The sequence below is a fragment of the Sphingomonas sp. GC_Shp_3 genome, from assembly GCF_026540945.1.
Lineage (GTDB): Bacteria > Pseudomonadota > Alphaproteobacteria > Sphingomonadales > Sphingomonadaceae > Sphingomonas.
The window spans coordinates 1-24137 of sequence record NZ_JALNUT010000016.1; the positions used below are offsets into that span (position 1 = coordinate 1).

20 protein-coding genes and 1 pseudogene are annotated in these 24137 nt (G+C 58.9%); 10 read left to right on the forward strand and 11 right to left on the reverse strand.

What is annotated here, in order from left to right; genetic code table 11:
• A pseudogene (locus tag OXR00_RS18565) lies at positions 1-210 on the reverse strand (MFS transporter); the annotation flags it as partial.
• A 118-nt stretch (positions 211-328) separates the two neighbouring features.
• On the opposite strand from OXR00_RS18565, the gene OXR00_RS18570 reads away from it, so the two are divergent.
• Complete coding sequence (locus tag OXR00_RS18570; protein ID WP_267389710.1) at positions 329-925, forward strand: TetR/AcrR family transcriptional regulator; 597 nt, start codon at positions 329-331, stop codon at positions 923-925.
• Positions 926-1183: 258 nt separating this feature from the next.
• On the forward strand, positions 1184-1843 hold the full coding sequence (locus OXR00_RS18575) for a DUF2971 domain-containing protein (RefSeq protein ID WP_267389711.1): 660 nt from the start codon (positions 1184-1186) through the stop codon (positions 1841-1843).
• A 610-nt stretch (positions 1844-2453) separates the two neighbouring features.
• Here the strand turns inward: OXR00_RS18575 and OXR00_RS18580 are convergent.
• The 9 genes from OXR00_RS18580 to OXR00_RS18620 all read right to left on the reverse strand — a co-directional run bounded on the left by OXR00_RS18580 (position 2454) and on the right by OXR00_RS18620 (position 10240).
• A complete protein-coding gene (locus OXR00_RS18580; RefSeq protein ID WP_267389712.1) occupies positions 2454-3038 on the reverse strand; it encodes a hypothetical protein in 585 nt (194 codons plus the stop codon).
• Between the two features lie 110 nt (positions 3039-3148).
• Positions 3149-3616, reverse strand: a complete 468-nt coding sequence (locus OXR00_RS18585; protein ID WP_267389713.1) for a TIR domain-containing protein — start codon at positions 3614-3616, stop codon at positions 3149-3151.
• On the reverse strand, positions 3616-4209 hold the full coding sequence (locus OXR00_RS18590; protein ID WP_267389714.1) for a 7-cyano-7-deazaguanine synthase: 594 nt from the start codon (positions 4207-4209) through the stop codon (positions 3616-3618). The genes OXR00_RS18585 and OXR00_RS18590 overlap by 1 nt, the downstream gene beginning before the upstream one ends.
• Positions 4206-4916 (reverse strand): hypothetical protein, encoded by a 711-nt coding sequence (locus tag OXR00_RS18595; RefSeq protein WP_267389715.1) that lies wholly within the window; start codon positions 4914-4916, stop codon positions 4206-4208. The genes OXR00_RS18590 and OXR00_RS18595 overlap by 4 nt, the downstream gene beginning before the upstream one ends.
• Complete coding sequence (locus OXR00_RS18600) at positions 4916-6322, reverse strand: toll/interleukin-1 receptor domain-containing protein (RefSeq protein ID WP_267389716.1); 1407 nt, start codon at positions 6320-6322, stop codon at positions 4916-4918. The genes OXR00_RS18595 and OXR00_RS18600 overlap by 1 nt, the downstream gene beginning before the upstream one ends.
• Positions 6323-6346: 24 nt before the next feature.
• Positions 6347-7537 carry a PfkB family carbohydrate kinase gene (locus OXR00_RS18605; RefSeq protein ID WP_267389717.1) on the reverse strand — a complete coding sequence of 397 codons (1191 nt, stop codon included), beginning with the start codon at positions 7535-7537 and terminating at the stop codon, positions 6347-6349.
• A gap of 10 nt (positions 7538-7547) precedes the next feature.
• Positions 7548-8420, reverse strand: coding sequence for a DUF4231 domain-containing protein (locus OXR00_RS18610; protein ID WP_267389718.1), 873 nt, complete (start codon positions 8418-8420; stop codon positions 7548-7550).
• A gap of 33 nt (positions 8421-8453) precedes the next feature.
• A complete protein-coding gene (locus OXR00_RS18615) occupies positions 8454-9731 on the reverse strand; it encodes a tetratricopeptide repeat-containing protein (protein WP_267389719.1) in 1278 nt (425 codons plus the stop codon).
• Between the two features lie 92 nt (positions 9732-9823).
• Positions 9824-10240, reverse strand: a complete 417-nt coding sequence (locus tag OXR00_RS18620) for a TIR domain-containing protein (protein WP_267389720.1) — start codon at positions 10238-10240, stop codon at positions 9824-9826.
• A 1260-nt stretch (positions 10241-11500) separates the two neighbouring features.
• Here OXR00_RS18620 and OXR00_RS18625 point away from each other — a divergent pair.
• The 6 genes from OXR00_RS18625 (at position 11501) to OXR00_RS19850 (ending at position 22198) form a co-directional block, all read left to right on the forward strand.
• Complete coding sequence (locus tag OXR00_RS18625) at positions 11501-12256, forward strand: TnsA endonuclease N-terminal domain-containing protein (RefSeq protein WP_267389722.1); 756 nt, start codon at positions 11501-11503, stop codon at positions 12254-12256.
• Between the two features lie 132 nt (positions 12257-12388).
• Positions 12389-14563, forward strand: a complete 2175-nt coding sequence (locus OXR00_RS18630; RefSeq protein WP_267389723.1) for a hypothetical protein — start codon at positions 12389-12391, stop codon at positions 14561-14563.
• Positions 14560-15507: a TniB family NTP-binding protein gene (locus OXR00_RS18635; protein WP_267389724.1), complete on the forward strand. Its 948-nt coding sequence runs from the start codon at positions 14560-14562 to the stop codon at positions 15505-15507. Before OXR00_RS18630 ends, OXR00_RS18635 begins: the two co-directional genes overlap by 4 nt.
• On the forward strand, positions 15504-17351 hold the full coding sequence (locus OXR00_RS18640; RefSeq protein WP_267389725.1) for a TniQ family protein: 1848 nt from the start codon (positions 15504-15506) through the stop codon (positions 17349-17351). The genes OXR00_RS18635 and OXR00_RS18640 overlap by 4 nt, the downstream gene beginning before the upstream one ends.
• Before the next feature lie 1338 nt (positions 17352-18689).
• Positions 18690-18983 carry a hypothetical protein gene (locus tag OXR00_RS18645; RefSeq protein WP_267389726.1) on the forward strand — a complete coding sequence of 98 codons (294 nt, stop codon included), beginning with the start codon at positions 18690-18692 and terminating at the stop codon, positions 18981-18983.
• Between the two features lie 1736 nt (positions 18984-20719).
• Entirely contained in the window at positions 20720-22198 is a 1479-nt protein-coding gene (locus OXR00_RS19850; protein ID WP_267389727.1) for an alpha/beta fold hydrolase, read from the forward strand.
• 250 nt (positions 22199-22448) lie between these two features.
• On the opposite strand, the gene OXR00_RS18655 is transcribed toward OXR00_RS19850, so the two are convergent.
• Positions 22449-22781, reverse strand: a complete 333-nt coding sequence (locus OXR00_RS18655; RefSeq protein ID WP_267389728.1) for a hypothetical protein — start codon at positions 22779-22781, stop codon at positions 22449-22451.
• A gap of 274 nt (positions 22782-23055) precedes the next feature.
• On the opposite strand from OXR00_RS18655, the gene OXR00_RS18660 reads away from it, so the two are divergent.
• Together OXR00_RS18660 and OXR00_RS18665 are read left to right on the forward strand one after the other, a co-directional pair.
• Positions 23056-23457 (forward strand): hypothetical protein, encoded by a 402-nt coding sequence (locus OXR00_RS18660; protein ID WP_267389729.1) that lies wholly within the window; start codon positions 23056-23058, stop codon positions 23455-23457.
• A gap of 125 nt (positions 23458-23582) precedes the next feature.
• Positions 23583-24017 (forward strand): hypothetical protein, encoded by a 435-nt coding sequence (locus OXR00_RS18665; RefSeq protein WP_267389730.1) that lies wholly within the window; start codon positions 23583-23585, stop codon positions 24015-24017.
• Positions 24018-24137 lie beyond the last annotated feature (120 nt).

Consider the following 24137-nt stretch of genomic DNA (forward strand, 5'->3'; position numbering starts at 1 on the left):
TCCAAGCGCATAGACGGCAACGAGTTGTCCCGCGATCGCCTCGGAGATCCGCAGGCCGGATGCGATCTGCGGGAGTAGGCCAGCGGGCAGCGTCTCGGTGACGATGCACAGAAAGCCACTGGCGGCGAGGCCGGCAAGGGCCGCGATCGGGAGTGCGGCGCGGGCCGCCGAGCCCGCTTGAACGCCGATTTCGTTGGAGGAGGGCGGCATGGGTGTCCTTGTTCGTCGATGTGATGCCCGCCTCTTCGCCATGACGATCCTGAGGCATCGCTATTTCCATTAATGCTCGCTATATAAATACGACTCTCAGAGGCAAGCGATTTCTGTAATGGACGTTAATGCAAATAAGCGACAACGGGGGCGCCCCCGTGGTTTCGAGCTTGAGGCTGCGATCGAGGCCGGGCAGCATCTGTTTCATGAGCATGGCTATGAGAACGTCAGCGTGGCCGCGCTGACCGAGGCGATCGGGATTTCCCCGCCGAGCTTTTATGCAGCGTTCGGCAGCAAGGCCGCATTCTTTAAAGAGAGCCTAAGGCTTTACTCGGCCACCGTGGTGCCGCTGGACCGCTTCCTGACGCCGGGCGCAGCGCCGATGGCGGCGCTTGGCGACATGCTGCGAGCTGCGGCGCACGCTTATATCACTAGTCCGCAGCGGCGTGGTTGCCTGATCCTTGAACACGCAAAAACGGGCACAACGGATTGGGGCATCGCAGCCAAACAAATTGCGGCAGAAAACCGCAGCAGGGTGGCGGAATTTCTCAACGATGCGGGAATTAAAGCTTCCGGACGTGTCGCGGATTACGTTGCTACGACAATGCTCGGCCTATCGGCTGCAGCGCGAGAGGGATGGGACGAGCCAAGACTGCTTGCCGTCGCCGACACGGCAGCCCAGGCTCTACTTTGTCGCTCAGCCCTTGAGAAGTGAACAGGTTTCCGCTTGGGCCGGCTTTCCCACTGGGACCTGTGACCCAAAGTCCGTCGCTCAGCGGCACGGGAAGGCTTTCCACAATCCGACGTTCGTTCATCTGCGCTGCTCCCTACCCCAGTCGGCTTGCGATGTTGTCGATTGAACGGCTTTCCGGCATTCTGGCGAGAACGGAAAGCTGACAATAAGAAGCGCTTTAGTCGGCTTCGCGGGCCACATCGTCTGTAATGAGCCAAGCGTGCACAGGAGAGACCGCAAGTGGATGCGTTTAAGTTCCGAACATTGCGCGATCTGGATCGTGTGCTGGGTATGATCCGCTCCAATGACTTGTGGTGCGCGGAATGGCAAAATTTGAACGATCCGATGGAAGGTTTCTACTATTATGATCCGGGCGGCGCCCAAACCGACGCCCAAGGAATCATCAATGCTATACGGCGAGGGAAACGTGGCAGATTCGTATGCTCACTGTCGGCTCGTTTCGACATCGCTACCCAGTGGGCCTATTATGCCGACGAGTTCCGCGGCTTAGCTTTGGAGTATGATCTCTTCGACTTGAGAAGATCTGGAGAAGTGACCGTTGATCACGTGCGCTACGAACCTCTCGAAGCCAGCTTCGACATCTATCAAGACGCCGATCCCGAACGGTTGGCTGAGTTAGTCTTGCTGACGAAGATCGATGAATGGAGCCACGAACAGGAAATTCGAATCATTTCCCGTTCGTCCGGTCGGCTGCGAATACCTGGAGGCGTGCAATCGGTTACTGTAGGCCACCGGATGGCTCCAGAAGTAAAAGAAGTTATTTTCTCCTACTGCCATGCTCGCGATGTGCCGGTCTATGAACTAGTTTTAGACGGTCGCGGTATGAGCCGCGAACTTTTCGATCCGAACGCTCGAATTGGGCGGCGGCGACGAGTCTGACCCATAAGACGACGTTCGCGGCTCAATTCCGGCTCGCCGAAGTCAGCCGTTCGTTCATGTTCGGCTTCGACGTGGTTCGACCGCCTAGGAGCGGCAGGGTTGCCGGCATAGCCGAGTAACGGATTCAAGGCTTGGAACGCTGTCCCTTCGTGCCTTCCGCACACTAGACGCGACGATCTGTTCGAGCGAGGTGGCGCGAGTCGTCGCGCCCGACTGGCGCGGCGCGATGACCGCGGCTCTCGCCGCGATCGATGGCCCGGTTCGCAACCGGCTGGCGCGACTGAGCTGGAGGGGACGATCGCTGGCGATGAAACGTCGATCGTATAGATCGGTCGCCGCAACGGTTTCACACCTTCATCAGCTCAAGGATCCGATGTTCCAAATTGTCTCTGGTAGGCTAGCATCAACCGCGAGATATTCGCTCATATCGAGCGATATCGGCAAGGATGAGGAGATGGCGACAATGCCAATTATTGTGCCGCCAACTCGCCATCGTTGATACTGTTGACTTGATCGTGGATCTCAGACGCCGGTACCGCAAGTTCCGAGACAAAATAGCACCGGTTCAGGTCTACGACTTGAATCTTGTTCACGATTGAGCATTCAGTGATCACTCGTTTGAAGCTGTAGACCGGCGCCTTGTGGTCAAACTTGCCCTATCCCTAACCTGCCAAGCCCAGACGTCGGCGGCTGTTGCATCCTCTCTGTGGCGATACCGCGCTCGTGCTGTAGGAAGCTCCCTACTATGCTTGATGAGATCCCGCACCTGTCCCAACGGAGGCGCATGCCGTCTGCCGAGACCATCCAGCACGCCGAGTTTAACTGTGCTCGGATCGTCCAGCCACTCCTTCTGTATTCTTGTCTCCACTCTGCAGCCCGGATCCACCACAACCGGCAATCGCTCCGAGGTGATCTGGTGAAGAACATCCTCCCCATCACCGACGAACACGGACACAATTTGCGTAGGTTTAGCCCCTCGGTTAATGATGACTACGTTCACGACCGCTTCCTGGCGACCATGTTCCGTTTCGATGACAGTACCATAGGCGGCTTCCTCGGAGCCCAAGGCAGTGAATGCAAACCCGACGCTCACTTCAACTGAAGCGCGGTCGCGAACCGCCTTTACAATATCCTTGAGACCCACAGCGGTTGCGACCACTGCACCCCAAACCGCGGCTAGATCTACCAAGGTCATCGTGATGCGTTCTCCCCACCAGCACGTGCTTCACGGCGTTCATTACGATCTGGCACATCACAACCGCGCCTTCCACAATCCTGCGCCGGTCATGGGCCAGCCACGTGAGATCATGACAGCTTTCGGGCGAGATCCTTCCAAGCCACCTTTGTGATGTTCGTGTTTTGCAACCAAGATGGCATGTTACGCGGCGGGGCATCGCCCTTGTACATAGCTATCACACGCTTGCCGAGTTCTAGGCTAGTCTTGACCTCCCACTCGACCCAGTTGCTTTTCGCGGTATTCTCCGAAACATAGACCACGGTTGTCGAGGACTGATTGATACGCTCTTTCAGTCTCGAGCGGATATATTCCGCCCGTTCGCTGTTGTACGGCTCACGCACGGAACGATCGTTGAATTCGATGTCGCTGTTCTCGTTCTTGGCATGCGCGCGGACGAGGTTGACCTCGTCAATATCCTTCACAGAAAAACTGATAAACACGTTCTTGCGCCCGCCCTGCAGCGCTTCCTTCGCCTTTTGCTCCAGTCCTTTCACATCTCCCAGCCGACTGTAGCCGCCCCCGCCGCTGCCACCCATCAGCCCTCTCCCTCGAAAACAAACTCACGACAGGCAATGCACGCGCCGCAAGGCTCGGCCTCTCCCAGATGACACGAATAGGAACCCGTTAGGCCCTTCTCTTCTGTCAGCCGCACCACGTCGCGCTTGTGGAACGCCGCAAGCGGCGCGAGCACACGGACGGGCCTAGCGACCGCCATCGCGAGGGTCGACTCCGCCGATTTAAGAAAGGCGCCGGTCTGATCGGGAAAGAGGCTGGTATCCTCATGCAGCAGACCAATGGAGACGGCGTCGGCGCCAACCTGCGCGGCATAGGCCGCAGCGGTCAGCAAAAACAGGAGGTTCCGGCCGGGCGTGTAGGCATCCTCGTACACCCGTTGACTCACATCGGTGAGCCCGGATCGAATGAGTTGACCAAATCCGCTGAGACCCGCAGTGGCCGGCACGGGAAGTCCCAGGCGCCTCATGCCTTGCAGACAAGCCGCGTACTCCTGTTCGCGGGCACGTTGGCCGTAATCGATGAAGAGCGGATACTGCGTCAGCCCCTCCTCTTTGGCAAGACACGCTACGAGGAGGGAGTCGAGACCGCCGGAGACGAGTGTGACGACGCTCATTCAGCCTGTTCCTTCATCTCTTTGGCGTTCATTACACGCATGACGATCCAAACGGCCCAATCGAGGAACCCGACCGGCAGGCCGAAGCCCGCAGCGTGATCCTTCAGTACGATCTCATCCCGCCGGTAGTCTGCCATTCTGCGCATTGGCTTCGGATCCGCGGTCAGCCCCATCATCATCATGTAATTTATGAGATGACGATCAAGAACCGCTAGATCATAGCTCGCTCCGACGTTTCGGAGAAACATGCTCGCCTGCTTCGGTCCGAGACCCTTGGCATTGGTCACGAACCATCCTCGGGCCATCTCGATATCGCCGAAACTCCCAAGTAGGTCAGAAAGGCCTTTTGCCTCGCGCCGGACCTCAACGACCGTCGCGGTCAACTGGCGAGCGCGACTGTCGGGAAAGCGGTATCGCCGTGACGCGCCATCGATGTCGAACGGACATCTCAACAGTTCCGCCAGCGCGACCTCTAGGTCGCGCGGAGCGACTTCCTCCTCAAGGAATAGTCCGCTTGCCTCCAACCGGACGGCCGCTGCTTGCGCTGTCTCGTATGGAACCTGGCTGCTGAGCACGCAGCAGGCGAGCTCGGTCCACAGCCGGCTTTCCGTCCACGGCTGCGGAGTGCCCGTACTCAGCTGACGGTCGATCTCGGCGCCGACCACGCCGACCGCGTGGCGGATCCGTTCCGGTGACGGGAGGACCATCAGAGCACGTCCGGAAGCGCATTCCGCGCCTGCATTATTGCTCCCTTAGGCAGGAGGTGCGCGAGGAAGGCGACCAAGGCCTTATCGTCGTGCAGCGCAGTCCGGAGCTTCTCGAGCCAGGTGTGATAGAAGTCGAGATTATGCATCACGGCCTTGGTCGTATAGCTGACGGCGGGATCGAGCGCAGCCGAAGCGGCGACGGGCGAATTAGCGACTTCCGCCTGATACCTGAAGAGTTCGAATAGTTGAAAGTGGTGCAACTGGGAGTGCTCGGCGTCGAATGCGTATCTGCACCACTCGAGACCATCAAAGCTGTCAGCACCCGCCGCGGACAGGAGGGCGAGGCTGATGGGATTTCCCGCCCCCAGAATGTGGACCGGCTGGTAGCGCCCCAGGCCCTTGAGTGCCTTGCGAATGGCGACCATTGTCCGCGCCCGCTCGAATACTCCCGAGCCCAGCTCCCGCTCGGGAATGGCGATCATCACGGGTTCGAGGAACTGCGCCACTAGTCGCATCACCGCGCCGGCCATATCGGTTTCAAAGTCGTCGTCGGGCAACTGTGGCAGGTGAACGATGGGTATTATCGGCGCTGGAGTCAGCTTAGCAGTACGCATCGCGGCTGAGATAGCGGCCTTGGCGACCTTGTCAGCACTTCCGCGGGGATCAAGCTTGTCGAACGCGAATGCGAGATCGTGGGGCGTCGTATCCAATGCCGCCTTGAAGGTTTCGATGGTCCACGCTTCGTCCTGGCGTCGCGCCTTCTCGTAATTGCCGGAGTCCAGCAGAATGGTGGCGCCGCGTCTGCGGCGCCGCTCAAGGGTCCTAATCAGGCTCTTGGGGGCGTCCGGACCGGTATCGTAGGCGGAGACGAGGATGGTCTCCGCTCCAAACATGTCAAGCGTCCGGAGCGCCGCAGCGGGAGCCAGCCGGGTCTCGTGGGAGGAAACCGAGAAGAAGAAGATCGGCAATTCCACGGGGCCGTTCATCGTCAGCCGCTGCGGGCGTTCGTCGGGCCGCCGCCTTTCGATCGCGACGCGAATGCGCTCTACGAGGGAGGACATTTCCGGGCGATCGCGTTCGCCCGCCCAGCCGAGCATTTCGGTTGCCTGCAAGCTGCCATAGCCCATCGGCGCCTCCGCCTCGTGGATGCGCACGGGCAGGATGGCGACCCCCGCCTTCCGTGCGATCTCCAGTTCATCGTGCATGTGTGCGTTAAAGGTCGCCTCCGCGGACCAGACTGGAACCAAGACCTCGCACGTACGGATCTGCGTCTCGATCCCCGCCCGATAGTCACCCGCGACGAGATGCCGGTCCCACCAGACCGACCACTCCGGCTCCAGCACGGTCTCCAGCGCTGGCGGTATGCCCGATGCGTCGACGCGCGCATAGATGATGCATATGTCCACCAAATAGATCCCGCCCCTCGTCCTCTAACCGCGCCGCTCGGCATTGCGCTCGGGTGGCCCCCCGCTCGCGTCTGCCGCGGACTCCGTCGAGCTGATCCAGCAGACCCAGTAGAGCGCCGTGGTGAAATCCCCCGTTCGAAGCACGCCCTCCGGTGACGCCGCGTCCGTTTCGCTAATGACGACGACCCTGCCGGCACTGACTCGCCGCGCCAGCTCGTCGAGGGCAACCGGCTCGATCTGATCGGCAAAGACGAGGAACGCTCCGTCGGCCGGGAGACCGCCCGACAGATCATTTAGTCGGCGGACACGCACCCCTAGCTGCTGAATCCGCCATGCCGCCTCTTCGCACAGCCAGCGGTCGGCGAGGCGCGCCGTGGAGCCGACCAGATGAACCAGCCCGCCGCTCCGCGCGCCTATCGCCCGACCCTGGGCGGGCCCGTCCCAAGCCGGCGGCAAAGGCAGCAGACGACTTGCCGCATATTGAGAGACACTCCGGGAAGCAGCATGCGCGGCCTCGACGGGATCTCGCCCGAGATGCGCCCATGCGTACGTGAACGCGGCGCTGAACACGTCACCGGTGCCGATCTTGAAAACCGAATCCGACCAGAAGGCGGGTACCCAGGCCGATGATCGGCCCCGCGTGTGCACGAACGCTCCCTGGACGCCGCTTTTGGCAACCACCACCTCCGCACCGGATTCGAGGAGGGAGCGGGCCGCCGCGTCGAGATCGTCTTGTCCGGAAGCAGCACGCAATTCGTGAGCGTTCAGCACGACCGCAAGCTCCTGCGCCGAGGAACCGTTCCGGCCGAAGGGCTCGAACTCTCCGACACTCTGGGGATCGTAGACGACACGGCGTCCGCAGACGATCGCCTCGCCCTCCAAGAAGCCGAACCGCAGAACGGCATCACCCTCGGCCCGGATGGCAGGCAGGCGCGGTATATCGGAGCGTAGAGGGGCGAGAACCGGATCCGACAAGGGGTGGAAATAGGCGAAGGCCAACGCGCTCGCGCTGTCGGCCGCTCTGATGTCGATGCCCGCTGCGACGAACGGATACAGCTCGCCTTTGCGGGCTCTTGGAAAATAGGTGTGAAGGGTGACAGGTCCCCGGCCGATCAGAGCCTGCGCGGCCCGTCCACCCGAACCGTACAGCGCCCGCCAGTAGGGCGCTTCGCAGGCTTCAAAGTAGCAGCCGCCAGCGATGACGATCGGTTCCACGACCTCTCCGTCAGTTCGGACGGTCGCGCAGGGCCGATCGTCTGGCGAGCCACTGCGTGTGTTCGCGGGAGAACGCCTCCTCAGCGTCGTCGACGAAGATCGATAGTGCGGCGTCGTCCGCGATCTCGGGAGCACGCGACTTCAATATTCCGATTTCGGCGGCGGTGAGCCCATAGGAGGCACCTAGCTCGTTGAACCGCTTGATCTGCATCCATCCGAGGACGGAGGCACCGAGGAGGATCAGGGGGTCGGGATGGGCGTAGATCCACCGGGGCTGGTCCAGCCGGATCAGGAGGACGACGAACGCGATCACGTACAAGCAGCCGAGGATGACCGCGAATCTCCGGCCCGCGGTCGAGTTCGACTTAGACTTTCGGCTGTACCAATCGAGCTGGTCCTCCACGCGGTCCCGCATGTAGACGTCCAGCCGTTCAGATCGCGGCAGCATGCGGAGCGCCTCCATCTCGCCGGTAATCTGGTCGCCTCCGGCGCTACTGCCGTCGAACTGCGAGCCCACGCTGCGGTTCGCGTCGAGCAGTTCCTGCAGCATCTCACGCAGACGGCGCCGATCCTCCGCGTCGTGCTCGAAGGGTCTAGCGACCATGGCGAACTTCCACGCGGTGGTCTTCACCGACTCTGCCAATGCGCGCGCCTGATACCAGCGCCGTTCGGGCTTCAGAACTGATCGGACGACAAGCGTAGCGAGCGCAGCCCCCAGTAACGCGCCGTACAGGATAATGTAGCGCCGGTCCGGAATCATGTTGACGCTGAGAACGGCAACCGCCAAGAGCGCCGCATATTCCGCAAGCACTAGGCCGAAGTACAGCGACTGCTGACGGTCGGAGGCGCGATCCGCCACGGAGTGGAGAGCGGGGAACTTCATGCCACCGGCCTGCCGGCTTTACTAACCATGGAACTACAGCTCACCCGGCGACGGGATGTCGGCCAGCGGCGCGTCCAGCGGACAAGCACCTCGGACATGGGCCTTGGACTCCTCATAGGTCTCGATCTCCCAGAGTGCCGGCTGCTCCGCGATGAACCTCCCTTCGAACTGATCGCCCTCGTGCTCCTTGCCTAGGGCATATGCGCAGTTCGCAAGCGTCGCCAACACCCATCGCCGGTCGGATCGGTCATCGAACGATGGCGTTTCAATCAGGAGCGATAGGGTGTCGAACAGCACCGTCCGAACCTTCCGCGCGCTTAGGCGATCATATAAGGCTTCGTCCGGATCGGCGTGCAACACCTGCCGAAATTCGTAGCACAGCGCCAAATTCTCGCCATTGTAGTAGTCCCGACGGACCTCGAAGCCTCGCCCATAGTAGCGGATAGCGGCATCGAGCTGAGCACGATCGCCCGTCAGATGCCAGAGGCGCTTCCGTATCGCACCGGTGATCCCGAGAGTCTCCGGATCGTTGGACGCGTCGGGGCTCAGCTGATCCATGATTCGCAGACCTGCTATCAAAGCTTCCAAGGGCGAAGGCTTCTTCATTTTGTAGGTAGCCAGACCCAGCTGCTGAATGATGAACGGGTCCGGACCCTTCAAATGGGCGGCCGCCTGAAACGCTTCGACCGCGCCCTCGGGATCGCTCGCTTTCATCGCCGCCTCACCCCTTTGCATCAGTTCCGAAAGCCTCTCCTGAGCGGCCTCAGTCTCGTCTACCAGATCGGAGAACTCCTCTTCGCTAAGCCTGGGCTGCATAAGCCGCGGAAGATAGGTGTAGACGGGGCTGTCCGTCCTGCCCGACGCCATGACCTCTTCGATCAGGATTCCTAGGTCGCGGGTGGCGCGCTGGGCTTCACGTGCCCCGATATCTTCACCAAGGTGATCGTACTCGAAGGTGTTGACGTGGTTCAGGTCGAAATAGAGCCTGCCCTCGCGCTCCTTCATGATGATGGTGCAATTTGGCCGCAACGCATGCCGCACCCCAAGCTCGTACACTGCGTTGACGTTACCCGTCGAGATGTCCGCGATGACGAGGTTGGACCGAAGCAGCATTTCGTACATGGGCGTGTCAATGATGCCGGAATGCGTGATCTCATCGGCCCTGATGCACCGCAAATTATGCTTCGTTGCGGCTGGTTCAATGATCGCCTCGTAGGTCGCGTCCAGGTCAATCGTCCGCCCGGATTCAAAGTCGGTCTTCTTACCGAAACCCATCACAACGAAACATATGGCACGACTATCTTCGGTCATAGTATCAACACCGCTATATCCCCGATGATGGTGCCCGCGCCGGGTCGACCGGCGAGGGGCGATCGACCCGGCAGGCGCCAACTATCCGCGGATCAGTAGCCGACTTTCGCGTCGTTTAGAGCATCGACGATCCGGTCCCGTTCAAAGCTGGTCGCCCAGGAGGTACCGACGTTCAACAGCCCCGCAGGGGTGACGTTGGCCTTACTCAGCTTCACCGCAGCCAGCTTGAGCTTGATATCGGACTGTTTCGCACGCGCGATCTCCCAAGCCATCCAGTTGCTGGTGCTACTCTTCTCGCCAACAATGACCAACAGATGCGTGGCCGATTTTAGTAACTTCGTCAGGGATGTTTTGATCACCCCAGCATCGTCACTGTTGATCGGGACATTCGGCCCACGACTGTCGAACTCGAAGTCGAAATTTGCATTGGCGTCCCATGCCTGAAGGAGGCGCTTGTACAGGGCATCCTCCGAATGATCGTAGCTGACGAAAACCTTTGTTTTTGCCATCCTGCCCCCCTGTCTCTGTCAGATCCCAGATTTTCCTCGGTCCGCGACGACCATACTGACGCAAAGAGATGTGACAACGTTTAGTTATGAGACGCTGCTAGTTTGGCTATGCTGACTCGCGCGATCTTCCCGCAGCGATCGCGTACTCGCCGGTGGAGTCTCGGACGGGCGGAACAGTCGGGCGAAGCGCCACCCCCGCCATCCGGCGTCCTAGAACCGAGGCGGCTTCAGGATGATCCCGGTCGTTCGGTCGAGGTTTGGGAAGGCGACGACCCGAACTTGGCAGGATGATGGCCGCACCGGCCAGAGCTGCTGACCTGCAAAATCAACCAAGTTGCTGCAGATGAAGGAAAGCGCGTTATGGCTGACCAATCGCTCCAGAGCGGTCGTTCCGCTTTCCACCAAACTTAAGCGCGCCGCAAATTCATGGTCGAGACTCTACCCGCGTGCGCGTTGGGCGTATTGCAAAGCCCGCAAGTTTACTGTTAGAAAACATTTATCATCTTCGCCGCTCGACGGCACTATACTGTGTTCTTATTCAATAATTACCGCAAACAGAATAGTATAGTTCTTGTAAATGTTAAATTAGAAACCTCGTATCTACAATTTGTCCGAAACTCCCCCCAATCCGAGTTTCGGACACGTTTTGGACGTCAAATTCTACCTGGCAGATCTATCGATCCGGTAGCATCAATACTTGCAAATCGCAGAGATGGCTTGACGGCTGGGCCGATTCGTGATTCGAATCGCATATAAGTTGTCAGGGCAAACGGCCCCTACGACTTGGCGCAAATCACTTTTCAGTGAGGCAGGCGATGGGCGGCGAAAGTTGGCACGGGCACATTAAGTGGGCGCTGGAACGCCGGGGCACTTCGTTGTCGCAAATCGCCCGTGATTTGAGCGTCAGTCCCAGCACCGTCACCAGAGTTTCCAAAGGTCTCGTGCGCTCGCGCCGGGTCGAAGAGGCCATAGCTGCGGCGGCAGCCTTTACGCCCGCCCAGCTCTGGCCCGCGCATTATCCGCAACCAGCGAGAGGAGAGTCATAATGTCGTAAGAGATCGTTGCGCCAACGCGCGGATACATCTCCAAATACGGAACTGAGAAGGCCCCGCCGGTTGCACCCGGCGAGGCCCATAGAAGATCAAGGACCTTACTACCCCTGATCTCCTTCATTCCGTGAAACCTGTCAAGGTTCGGGGTCTTCCCGGATCATGTTCCCTCACGTCCATCGCATGCGATTGCGAGCTGGAAGGAAGATCGATGTCACCAAAATTTACAGACCATGCTCACCTGCCGAACCCCGCGTCCGGCACGCGCCCGAAGTTTGCTCGCGACAAGCTGAGTGATGCGAATCGTGTGCAGATGATCCGTGCCGAAAATGGCGGAGCACTGCGCACCTTCAACGGCGGTCTCGCTCATGAAAATGGCTGGTATACAAGCCGAAAGGCAGGACGTGTTCTTCACTGGCAGGGTGCGGGGCAGTACGATTTCCTGACACGTGCCGAGGTCGAGTTTTCCGTGAAGCGCGTCGCATCGGAATCGGTTCGCTTTGAATTTACGCGACACAGCAAAAAGCAGATCTACACCATCGACGTCGAACTGGTTGCGTCCGACGGCACGATTACCCTTATCGAGATCAAAAGGGATGAGCGGGATCTTGCCGACCCGGAGTACCGCGCGAAGCTAAAAGCCGTTCACGAGATTTGCGATGAGAACGGCATCGGGTTCAAAATCATTTTTTGTCACCAGATCTGGGACAGCCTTATTCATCGCCGTAACGTGATGCTATTTTGCTCTCGCAGGTTCGTGACGATCCTGCCGGAGCACATTGGTCGCCTCGAAGCTCACGCAAAACAGGTTGGTACGGACGCGACCTTCGGAAGCACTGCCAAAGCGCTCGTTCCTAATTGCCCCCGCACCGGAGAAGCTGTGTTTCAAGCGCTGACAGTAGCCCGGCGCATCGAAATCGACCTCACCCAATCGCTTTTGGACACGACGCGCGCGACTATTCACTGACGCGGCGCTGTTTGTCCGAAATCCGATCTTAGCGACGCTTTCGGCAAAATCCTATTCATCACACTCGCGCTTCTCGCCGCATCCTCTTGATGTCGACGACCCTCCCGGCGCGTCTCAAAGGATCAAAAGTACATGGCGCATATCCGCTTTTCTCCCGGCGCGATCGTCGATGTCCGCGGAGCTGAATACCATCCTGCCTATGCTCATGGTCGGGTCCAACTCACCCACCTGATCACAGGCGAAATCTTCAAATACGAACAACAGAATGGCTCGCTTGAGTTGCCGACTGTCGAGCAGTTTCAGCTTATGCAGAACTGTGGAGATGCCGTCACCCGAACGCCCCGCTCATCCGATCCAATTCGCAATTACAACGATCGCGCAGAATGGACACGCGACCAGGCCAGTGCGATCTCCTCCCGCGCTTTGCGCATGGCGACTGCCTGCCAGATGCTCGACGAACGAGGTGTCCCGCAAGGGCGCGGTGCCATCGAGGCCGCCCTAGACCAATGCTGGACGTCCGAATTGATCGATCGGTTCGGAACCAAACCTTCTGCTTCATCAGTCAAGAGTTGGCGCAGGAGTCGTGGCAGCATTGGGAACCGCCATCCGCGACATATGGTCCCGCTGTCAGGCAGGCATACCATGCTTCCACCCGACGGCCGCGTCGATCAGCAACTCCTTTGGGCATGTATACTCGAGGGTAGGAAGGCGGGGCTGAAGGTCGACGACATCCATTCTGATTATACCCATAGGCTGAAGTTGGTAAATGAAGGGCGCCATCCGTTCATCGACAAGCCTGCTCAGCCTTTCAAGATCTGCTCCGAGCGTACTGTACGGCGTCGCTTCAACGAACTGGAGTCCGACAAGACTCTGGCCACCTCCATAGAGGTAGAGGCGGTCAAACAGGACTGGTCAGGGGCGGGCAAGCCGCTCGCCGCCGATCTCGTGATGCAGTATGTGATCGTCGATCACACCCGGCTCGACGTGCATGTCGTATGCCCGGCCCTGCAGATGGTTCTCGGGCGCCCTTGGCTGACACTCGCCATCGACGTCAAAAGCCGCGCCATCGTCGGCCATCTGATCACCTTCCATGATCCATCCGGATGGTCGGTCAGTGAGATCCTGCGCCGCATCGTGCTGCCCAAACGTCCCCCGCCAGCCATGGCGAGCCGGTATCCGGTTCTTGCCATGCTTTGTGGCAAGCCGGGCTGCCTGATCCTCGACAATGCCGTCGAGTTTCGTAGTCACACCCTCGAAGCTGCAGCGCGCGATGCGGGCTTCTCCGTGCGGTTCTGCCCGATCAAGCAGCCGACCTACCGGGCGATCGGCGAGCGGGCGATCAAGACCCTCAACGATCAAATCACCCGTCTGCTGCCAGGGAGAGCGTTGACGCTCAACGATGCTCGGCGCTGGGGCTACGACGCCGAGGCTCAGGCTATCGTCATGCTCGATGAACTGGAGGCGATCGCAAACCAGATCGTAGCGTCATACAATGTCGAGCCGCATGACGGTCTGGGCGGCCGGCAGCCTTCGCTTGTGTTCGAACGTGACATCAATCGCTTCGGCATCAATGATTTTGCGGATTTCGCGTCCTTTGCGCGCGACGTGATGGAGGTGCGTTCCGGCGCACAGCTTTCCCCCACCGGCATCCGTGCCTTCAACCTGCGCTATCACGACATTCAGGCTGTGCCGGAACTGTTGCGAGACCTCGTGCCCATCGAGCCGCGCCGCCAGCGGCGCAGCGACGCCACCGCGACTGTCGAGTTCCGCTACGACAGCATGGATATTAGTCGCATCCATGTCTGGAACCGCAAGACCCGCAAATATGTCGAACTGACATGCGCCGACGAGACATACAGCGGCGGTATGCCTTTGTGGCTGCATGAGCAGATCGAACGCGAGGCGCAAAAGCAGGGACTGGCGTTCAACACACAAGAGGAGCGGATGAACGCCCGCGGCCATTTGATTGACGCCATCCGCAACATCAGCCCCGGTGACCTAGCCGCTTCGCGTAAGCGACTGGCGACCCTCATCGAGGTGCCACGCATAAGGCAGGTCACGGGGAACATCGTCGATCTGGTTCACGCGGGAGCATCGTCGGTCACGCTTGGTGATTTCATCGCCAATGACCGCGCGAAGTTGACCTCGCTCGATCAGGACATCCTCTCGTCACGACCGGATCCGCGCGCCAAACCAGCCAAGTCGGCGCTTGATCGCCGCCGTGAGCACGCCGGCGAAGGGCAGATCGAACCCAATGCCCCGGTCCGCGAGCGCCGGCTGCGCATGAACAAGGGAGGCTACCAATGATCGTTCGATCCAGTTCGGCTCCCGAGCAGGAAAGTGCCGCGAGTGCAGCCGCCCGCGTCGGCAAGGCCAAGGCGAGGTTCGACGCGATTCGCGTGGATTACCCGCCGCAGACGGCAGTCGTGGCAGCGCTCGACGAGATGCGCATCGCGGCATTAGGTCGCCCGGCGCATGCTCCTTGCGGCGGCGCGATGCTCGTCGCGCCGCATGGTTGCGGCAAAACAGAGTCCATCGTCGCGCTTCGCCGTCTTTTGGAAGCATCGGCTGACGACGGATGCAGGCCGTTGCTTCACGTAGAGACGGCCGGAGCCGGTACAACAGACTCCCTGCCAACCTCGATCTTGCAGGCGCTTGGGGCTGCTCGGCCGGACGTCGGTAACGAAAAGGCGCGCTGGCCAAGAGCAATCGCCGAAATGCAGCGCTGTGGTGTTCAGCTCGTTGTGTTCGACGAGTTCAATCGCGCCGCCCGTCGCCCTCGAATGAGCCGTCCTATGGCTACGGCCATCCGCGAAAAAATCATGGACGCTGGTATCGCGCCGGTGGCGTTTGTCGGCTCGGAAGATGCTCGATCGGTCTTGGCCCAGGTGCCCGAACTGATGGAGCGGCTCGACGACGATATCGATCTGTCGCCGCTACGTTGGGACACGAAGGGGGACCGCACGCTCTTCATAGCTTTTTTGGCCGATCTCGATAATGCGATGGTGAACGCAGGCATGCTAGCTTGCTCGTCAGGCCTTGCGGACGAGGGCGCCGCGCGACCGCTCTGGGAGGCGTCGGCGGGCCGGGTGCGACGCATCTGCAAAATTGTGCGCGCTGCAATGGCTTTCGCCTTGCATGACGGCCGGGGATCTATCAACCGGAACGATCTGGCGGAAGCGGTCGATAGCTACTGCATCCCGCGCGATTTCTGTCAGAGCAACCCGTTTGCCAGGCAGGGTACACGATGAGCGGCGCGCTTTCACCATGGCGGGTGACGCGCGTTCTCCCTTTGATTGCGGGAGAGTCGCTGGACGGTTATGTCGCGCGCGTCGCGGCGGCCCATCACATGCCCCGAATGGCGCAGATTACCGAAGTCACAGGCGATATCCAGTCACACCGCCCGCACGCTTCGTTCTGCGACGATACGGGTTTGGAGATCCTTGCCGATTGTTTGGGCATCAGCCCTGGAAGTGCCCGGCTTCACTCGCCTTTGTCTTCGCCCGACACGCAGCTGCTGAATTTGTTTGGCACACTCGTTCCTCGGAACGCTCTACAGTTTTCTTACCGACGCTTTTCACCCCAAGCTTTGTCGATGTCCGCGCATCACCGTGGCTTGTGGCAACTCCGCCACCTCCCGATCTGCACGGAAACGTGGGAGTATCTCGAAGAGCGCTGTCCAAACACGTCCTGCCGTCGCCGTCAGGTGTGGCGACGCGCGGCGGGCATCGACCTGTGTGACTATTGCGCAGAACCACTCACGCGAGCGGAAGCAACTCTCGTGCCCGAGAGCTTGCGGGAGAGCCTCACCATGCTCATCGGTTTGATACACCATGATACAGACAGACGGAGGATCGCCCGGCGCCATCTGCCGCCTGACCTAAGCGACTTGGGTGGTGGACATCTGCTCGAGCTGGCTGGTGTCCTCGCACCGGTTATAGACCGAAGGGTCGCATCGTCGCTTAACGGTAGATCTCTTTGTCTCGACACCGCTCGTAACCTCATCGTCCCGGCATTGGCAGGGACGTGGCCATTCCTGGCTGGCTGGCCCGGCGCGATCGAGCAGCATGTTGCCGAGAAGCTGAACATGGGCGGCATTGAAAAAGGTGGAAGCACGCGCAAAGCATTTTATCAGGTGCTGTGCGATCGCAATGATCCGAAATTGTCGCCTGCCGTCCAGAAAGTCCTTTCACGATTGTTTGAGCGATGCCGGGCTGCACGCTTACGTGGTGTTACCATTGCAGAGATGACGAAATTGACCGGTGCCGACCGGCCGACCCTCTTCGAGATGCGCAAGGCGGGCAAACTGCCTTCGTTCCTGGCACTAGATGGGATACGACTGCAGGTTCTCGTCGCCCACGAAACCGTGGCGCCATTGCTCGCTCAGAACAAACCGCGCGTACGCCTGGCCCATGCAGGAGAAATGCTCGGTTTACCGACGTATGCCATACGCGAAATGGTCCATCTTGGCCTGGTGACAGCTGCCCCTGTGCCGCCGGGACGTGGAGACTACCTGCAACTCGCCGTATATCGAGACAGCTTGCAGGCCTTCCAGGCCAAGCTTTCTCGTCGTCTAGCTCCGGCAGCAAGCGGCGATCCAGTCAGCCTTGCAGAGGCGATGCGGAATATTGGCGGGCGCCCGAAACCATGGGCAATGGTGCTCAAGGCGATTGTAGACGGCGATTTGCAGGCAACCGCAAACGACGGAGAAGATCCGCTAATACAACGCATCGCATTTGAACCAGATCAACTGCCGTCTCTCCGGTGCTTCCAGCATAACAGCAGCATGGATTGGAGCGACTGCATCGTGACTAAATCGGACCTCGCAGAAATGATGAATATCAAAGCTTCGCGTTTCAGCCGACATTCGGAGTTTCTGCTTGGTCCGGGTTCCGCTCTTCGCGAAGTCACGATGGACACCGCCCAGCGATTGGCTCGAACTTACATTTGCACGCGCGAGATGAGCGGGAAGCTACGTCTGTATCGGCGCGCGGTGGGCAACTTTGCAAAAAAACATGGAGTGAAACCTCAAGAAACCGGCTTATTCAGACGTGCCGAGGTAGAAAAGCTCATCCCGCGCCTGCTTGGTAACTGACGTGACGGTAAACCCCTACCGCCTAGATGTTGCAGCCGATCGTCGCAAACATCTGAAGTTTAGCGACAAAGGAAACCGTACCGGAAGTTCAAGGTCAGTCGGAAAACACATGATTCCCGTCGTTCGAGGATGCCACCAAAGCAACCGTTCGTATTCCTCGCGCGGCATAGGCGATAATTCCCGTCGGATAGCGAGCATGCGCGGAAATGGGCCGGCATAGGTTTCCGACAGGCTAAGCGTAAGTTCGTGCCTGTTCTATGTCATGACCCCTAAATGGCCGGGGCGTGAGCGAAAGCCGACCGGCCACTATTTGTTGATTTCTTGATGCAAACTTTTGATTTTTGCATCAGGATCGACCGGGTTTGGTGGGAAGCAGAAGGGCGGTTATTGGGACACCATTGATGCCCTTCGCGGGCGACATTTAGAAAGACCGCTCTCCTGCTCAAAGGGCCCTTGGCCGGGATCCAAGGCAATTGCCGGCGTCTGCCGGCTAGCCAAGCCTATAGGTGCCTCCGGCGCATCTCAGCCAAAGCAAGTCTATTTAGCGGGCTGCTGGCAAATTCGCTGAATATGTCGTGTAGATCCAAGAGGTCTTCAGCTGGCAGCGCTGCGATTGAAGCCTCGATCTCATTTACGGTTTTCAAAGCACGCGCGCCGCGATCAGCGCGCCACTTAAGCTTAATTTTCTGCATTGGCTGCCGGTAGCATTGATACGGACGGAACTGAACCCATCGGACCGGCGAAGACACGTCACTGCGTTGAACGGCCGGACGTGGGCGACTGCCGCCCAGCCGCTTTTCTCCAGAGAGCGGAAGGCTTCTATCGGCTCGCACCGGCATTAGTAGTAGAAGCGGCTTAGGGTGACGATCACATCGTTGCAGTTCCTCCAGGTGTCCCAGTCATGGACCGGATTGGTTAAGACAACCGAACATACAGTCGTAAAACAGCCTCTAATTTTGTACCGCCTGTCATGTGGTACTTACTCATTTTGGTTACTGTCTTCGGGAGCCTGTGTTGTTGCTTATGGAGCGCGAGCTCTATCTTCGGCAGAGGCAGAAAACCAATACGCCCCGAGACTGAAAGTTTAGCAATCTCAGTGCTTATTATAAGTGCGCTCGCCAACGCCTTCGCGTTGCTTGCTCTGGCAATCTACAGATAGCGTATCCATCAGATATCCCACATAAAGGGGATCGCGGCCCTGCCTGGGCGGCAGAGAATGGGCGCGAACGGCCATTCTGGTTTGTCGTTCTATCGATCAATGACGGACCCGACGCTCCCCCACAAACAGAGAGCGACAAACAGGGCATTCCAAAGCGCGGCTGCCCAGAACCACCGAGGGTGGGCCTCACGCTCCGCCACGAGGTTCAGGCCTTTGGTGATCGCCTCCATCTTGCCGCTGCGAAAGCCTTGGAGGGTGATCCAACCCACGTAAGCAGCGAACGCCATAAACAGCAGGGAGAACATCATTGCAGTAAATTGCCACTGCCGATCGAGGTCTGCAATTGGGCGACTGCGAAAGGGCTGCTCTTCTTCCCGATAGCCGCCAGTCGGCTTTCGGGCGATCCGATCGGCGCGGGAGCCACGGAACGGCTTGAGGTGGTGGGAAGCTGCCGCTTCAATTCACCCGCTTGAACTTAATCATCCCTGCTTCGCTGGGTAGCTCAATGCTTTGAGGGCGGTTTGCGTCATCGAGGCGCAAAAAAGACGGGCTGGTTGATCTTTCAACCTGAACGGCCCTGCCGCTCGCTACTCCCACATAGGCGCTTGGCAGAACATATGGGCTGACCTTATCGTATTCGACAACGTAGCTAACCGTTTGGCTAGGACCGAAAATCACCTGCCCGTTGTGAAACCTGATCGGCTTGCAACACGGATTGACGTAAATGCCATCAGCGGCCCCGACTGGTAGGCGTGATGGGAACGCCCACCAATATAGCGGCAACACGACGAAGACAGCAACGGCGACGATCAGGAGATGAAGGGGTGTATTATCCACTGACCTATCATGCGTCCGTTGTCCGCAGCGTCAACGGCTAGTTTTGGGCGATTTTAGCCAGTCTGCTTCTGGTCCCAGTGACCCGGATGCCGCCGTTGAAACTCTTCCCAAAATATGTCTCGGGCAACGCGAAGCAATTGGATGCCTTCGGGGTCACATTCAGACGCTTCGGCGTCATCGATAACGCCAAACAGTCCGGTTAGGACGAAGCCATAATAATCGGCGGCAGTGTGGGGCGGGGAGTTCTCTTCGGCGGTCGGCATGCGCTGAGCATGCCCGCGTCGCTCAACGTCCGCAATAATGGACGCGCGGCTGCTAGCTGAACGACCGGATTTGGGCGGCTTCCGACTGATCGGTTCCGGCTACCACTTCGCCGGTCGCGAATGACACAACGTGGAGATCATCTGCCGTTGTTATGACGCGGTAAAAAGCGCGACACCGGCATAATGCAAACACGCCTCAGCATATCGCAATGTCCACTGATAGCGAAGGGTTGCATGTTCTCGCGATCAGTGCCGACATATAGAGTTCTTAGTTCTTTGGGAGGCAAAGGAGCGGTGAGTGAGTCACCGGCAGAGATCTCTTGCGGACAGGGTGCTCTCTTCGAGCGTGAATCTATGAAGTCGGCGTAGACCTTATTGTGCGTGTCGTTTTCCAACGACGTTGCTGGGCCACAAGCCGTTAGAACTATCAGCATCAGTGGTGCAACGCGAGCGATCGACCTCATAAATACAGGATGCCGGTCAGCCCGAACGACGGCAAGTGGGCGGGAGCCGTCAGGCCGCTTTTCTTCCCTATAGCTGCCGGTCGGCTTCCGGGCGATCCGATCGGCGCGGGAGCGTCGGGGCGGCCATCACGAGAACGCTCCGGTCTTGCTCCGCACGCGGCGATCGCGTTAGCCTAAACAGCAAAAGGGGGGAACATGACTTTGCTTAAAACCATTGCGTTCGTCACAGCGCTCGCTGGTGCGACCGTGGCAGCGACCACAGCTGCCCACGCATCAGAGGCGCAATCGCTTGCGGCGGCCTTCGGCGCGCGCGTCGGTGCTTTTGCTCCGGCGCTTTCGCCCGACGGGAAATTCCTCGTCTATATCGCGCCCGGCGCTGGGCAAATGACAATTGCCGTGGTGATGAACTTGGCCGATGGTGCGACCAAACCGATAACCTACGCCGACGGCAAGCCGCTCAAGCTGAGCTTCTGCGGCTGGGCGGCGGCCGACCGGCTGGTGTGCCAACTATGGGGAATCTCCAAGACGGACGGCGTCAAGCTATCGTGGAGCCGGCTTGTAGCGGTCAATGCCGACGGCACGCACAGCCTGCCGATCGGCAATAATCCTAGAGCATATTACGGCATCCGCCAGCAGGACGGCGAAGTGCTCGATTGGATGGCGGGCAACGACGGCAAGGTGCTGATGGCGCGCGGCGGCAATGCCGAGTTGGTTGACACCCGCACCGGCGTGGGCGTGCCGGTCAAGCCGGCGGTCGGAACCGGCTGGACCGACGGCACCGGTACGGTGCGCATCATGGGAGTCAACGGCAGCGACAACGGTGGCATGCTGAACGGGCAATCGACATTTTGGTACCGCCTCCCCGGGCACGCCGATCGCAAGCTGTTCAGCCATGTCGATGCCGAGGGTCATGGCCTGTACCCGCTGGCCGTCGATGGCACGCGCAACCTCGCTTATGCCGTGGAGAAGAAAGACGGACGCCTAGCGCTGTATTCCGTCGCACTCGACGGAACGATGAAGACTGACCTAGTCTTCGCGGATCCTAAGGTCGACGTCGACAGCGTCGAGACGGTTGGGCGACACGACCGCGTAATTGGGCTGCGCTACGTTACCGACAAAACGCACATAATTTATTTCGATCCCACTTATCGCGCGCTTGCAGTCAGCCTCGCCAAGGCTTTGCCGGCCCTGTCCGACATTAGCTTCGTCAGTGCGAGCGCCGACGAAAAGCGGCTGCTATTGTTCGCCGAGAGCGATCGCGATGCAGGCCATTATTACCTTTTTGATCATGACACACGCAAGCTGACCGAGGTGCTTGTGCCTCGCGCTGAGCTTACGGGAATGCAGCTGAGCGAGCAGCGCAGCATCACCTTTCCCGCAACCGACGGAACACAGATCCCAGCATATCTTACCCTGCCGCCAGGCAGCAACGGCAAGCATCTACCGGCGCTCGTCATGCCGCACGGAGGGCCAGCTTCGCGGGATGTCTGGGGGTTCGATTGGCTATCCCAATATTTTGCACAGCGTGGGTTTGCGGTCATTCAGCCCGAATTCCGCGGGTCGACCGGGTTCGGCGAGGACTTCGAAAACAAGAACGGTTTTCTGTCATGGCCGACCGCCATCGGCGATGTAACCGACGCCGGGCGTTATCTTATTTCACAGGGTATCGCCGATCCGGATCGGCTCGGCATCTTCGGCTGGTCCTACGGCGGTTATGCCGCGCTGCAGGTCAATGTCGTGGACCCTGCCTTGTTTAAGGCGGTCGTCGCAGTGGCGCCGGTTACCGATCTGTATAGGCTTAAAGCCGATGCCGAGGCGTTCACCTCTGCACGCCTCGTCGCTAAGCAGGTGGGACACGGCGCGGTGCGCGAGCAGGGCTCGCCGGATCATTATGCCGCGCGCTTCCGCGCGCCGGTGCTACTGTTCCATGGCGATCAGGACATTAATGTTAACGTGACGCAGTCGCGGTTGATGCAGGTGGCCTTGGAAAAGGCGGGTAAGACGAGCCGACTGGTGGTCTATCCCGGGCTCGACCATCAGCTCGACGACAGCGCTGCGCGAACCGACATGCTTAGGCAAGCAGATGCTTTTTTTCGCACCCAAATGACGATCACAACACCATAAATCCCCCGGGGTATCGCGCCACGTCAGACGTTTTCGCGGAAGAAAGATCGGCGCACTGATCAAACAGAACGCAGAGCGATATGCACTACCCAATTCTGGCCGTTGGCGACGCGTTTTAGGCTTCCCAACTCCGGTCGCCCGTTCATGTCGCTAGAGCGTCCGGTTTTAGGCGTTCTGAATTGACTGCTGAACGGCTTGAGGTGGTGGACTGCGGATGGTCGGCTTTCGCATTGGCCTAGCGGCAAAGCGGTCATCCGCGATGGCGTGAAAATAGCTCGCGCTGCGCTGCATTTATCGTGCGATCGTCCCAGTCGACTTCGCGCTTCGATAAAGGGATGTTTCGATGCTCGTTGTCGTAAAACAGGGTTCCGTGCAGTCCGAAAGCTTCGCGCTTTAACAAGGGCCGTCCCCACAGCGGCGTCAACACCTCGCCTGCCTTTGCCTCCCCGAGCCGCTCGATCAGGTCCTCCACCAACTCCATGTCGCGGCCGTTAGGAAAAATCGCTGCGAACTCGTCATCAGTTGCTTGGAAGAGGCTGAAGGTGCCGTTGCTCGCGCCATCAATGATCTGAATATTCTTCATGTCGCGAGTTTTGGCAGGCGAAGTGAATGTCTGCAAATAGTGAGCGTAAAACCGATCTCAAACGACCGGATTTGGGCGCTTTGCGACGGTCCGCTTTTTCCGCCCGAAGCGGACGGTCGGCATTCGGGCCGCAGGCAAGCCCTAGTGCCGGCTTGCGTCTTGAGGTGGTGGTCAACAGACCTTTGGCTTTCAATCAAGGTAATAAAAATCAGAGTTTACGATGGGAACTATGACGCTCATACCGTGCTTATGATCGCCTGCCGCTGCGCCGCAAATGAAGTATAGTTGGTCTGCCGAGGTCTATAAGTCCGCCTCTGACGCTATCCTGCAATGCGCTCGAAAGATCGAGACTATCCTTGCAGAAGGTTTTTCAAGCGGCAGTCTTTCTGACCTGGATATGGAGTTGCGTTACGTCCCGATTGTAATGCCGATGGAGTCACATCTTAAATACAAAGAACGATCCAAGTGCCGACTGAAGCAGCGGATCTATGATTGTGCCCCACACTTGGACTACGAAACTTTTGTCAGTGGCTCCTATGCAGCCCAGATTGAGGAGTTCATTCGAGGCATGAAGACCAGCGCTCCTTACCTCACAAGGTTCGGCGCGAGTGACAAACAAGTGGCCGAGTTTGAAGAGGTTTTGGTCACCGCCGCTCGCCAACCAGATAGCCTCTGATCTGCTAGGCAAACGACGGCTTCAAGAAAGCCGCTGCCGACGCGGAATGTCGGGTTTTGGGCGACTGCGGAAGGGCCGATTTCCGTCCTAGTAGCTGCCGGTCAGTTTTCGGGCGAGTTGCCCTATTGGCGGCATTGGAACGGCTTGAGGTGGTGGCAAGCGGACATTGCGCCGCCATCGGAGATTTGCGACTGGAGCTGATGTTTCCCTTCCCGCCCGTCACAGACTTGCAGTTCCTCGTCGGGAAGGAATTGGGAGATATTTGCCTTAAGCCTTTCCAATTTCACTTTGCATTCGGCACTACAAAAATCGATGTCGGCAGTGATCTTGAGCACATTGACAAACAGGGTATAGCACGCCGTCACAACACCGATGCTGACAAACCGGCACCTCTCTATATTCACAGCTTATTGGGTCAAAAAATTCGACTCGTGTTGGTCGAGGATTTTCGGCTCACCCTTGCGTTTGATCAAGGCGATCTACTGCGCATTTACAGCAACAATGAACTGTATGAGTGCGGCGAGATTTATGACGAAACCGGTTCGTTGATCGTTTTCTAACTTCCGCTTTTGAGCGACTGCGGAGGGCTGCTTTCCTCCCCAATAGCCAGCTATCGACTTTTAGTCGATCCGATCGGCGTGGGAGCGTCGGAAGGGCGTGAGGTGGTGGAAACCGGACGT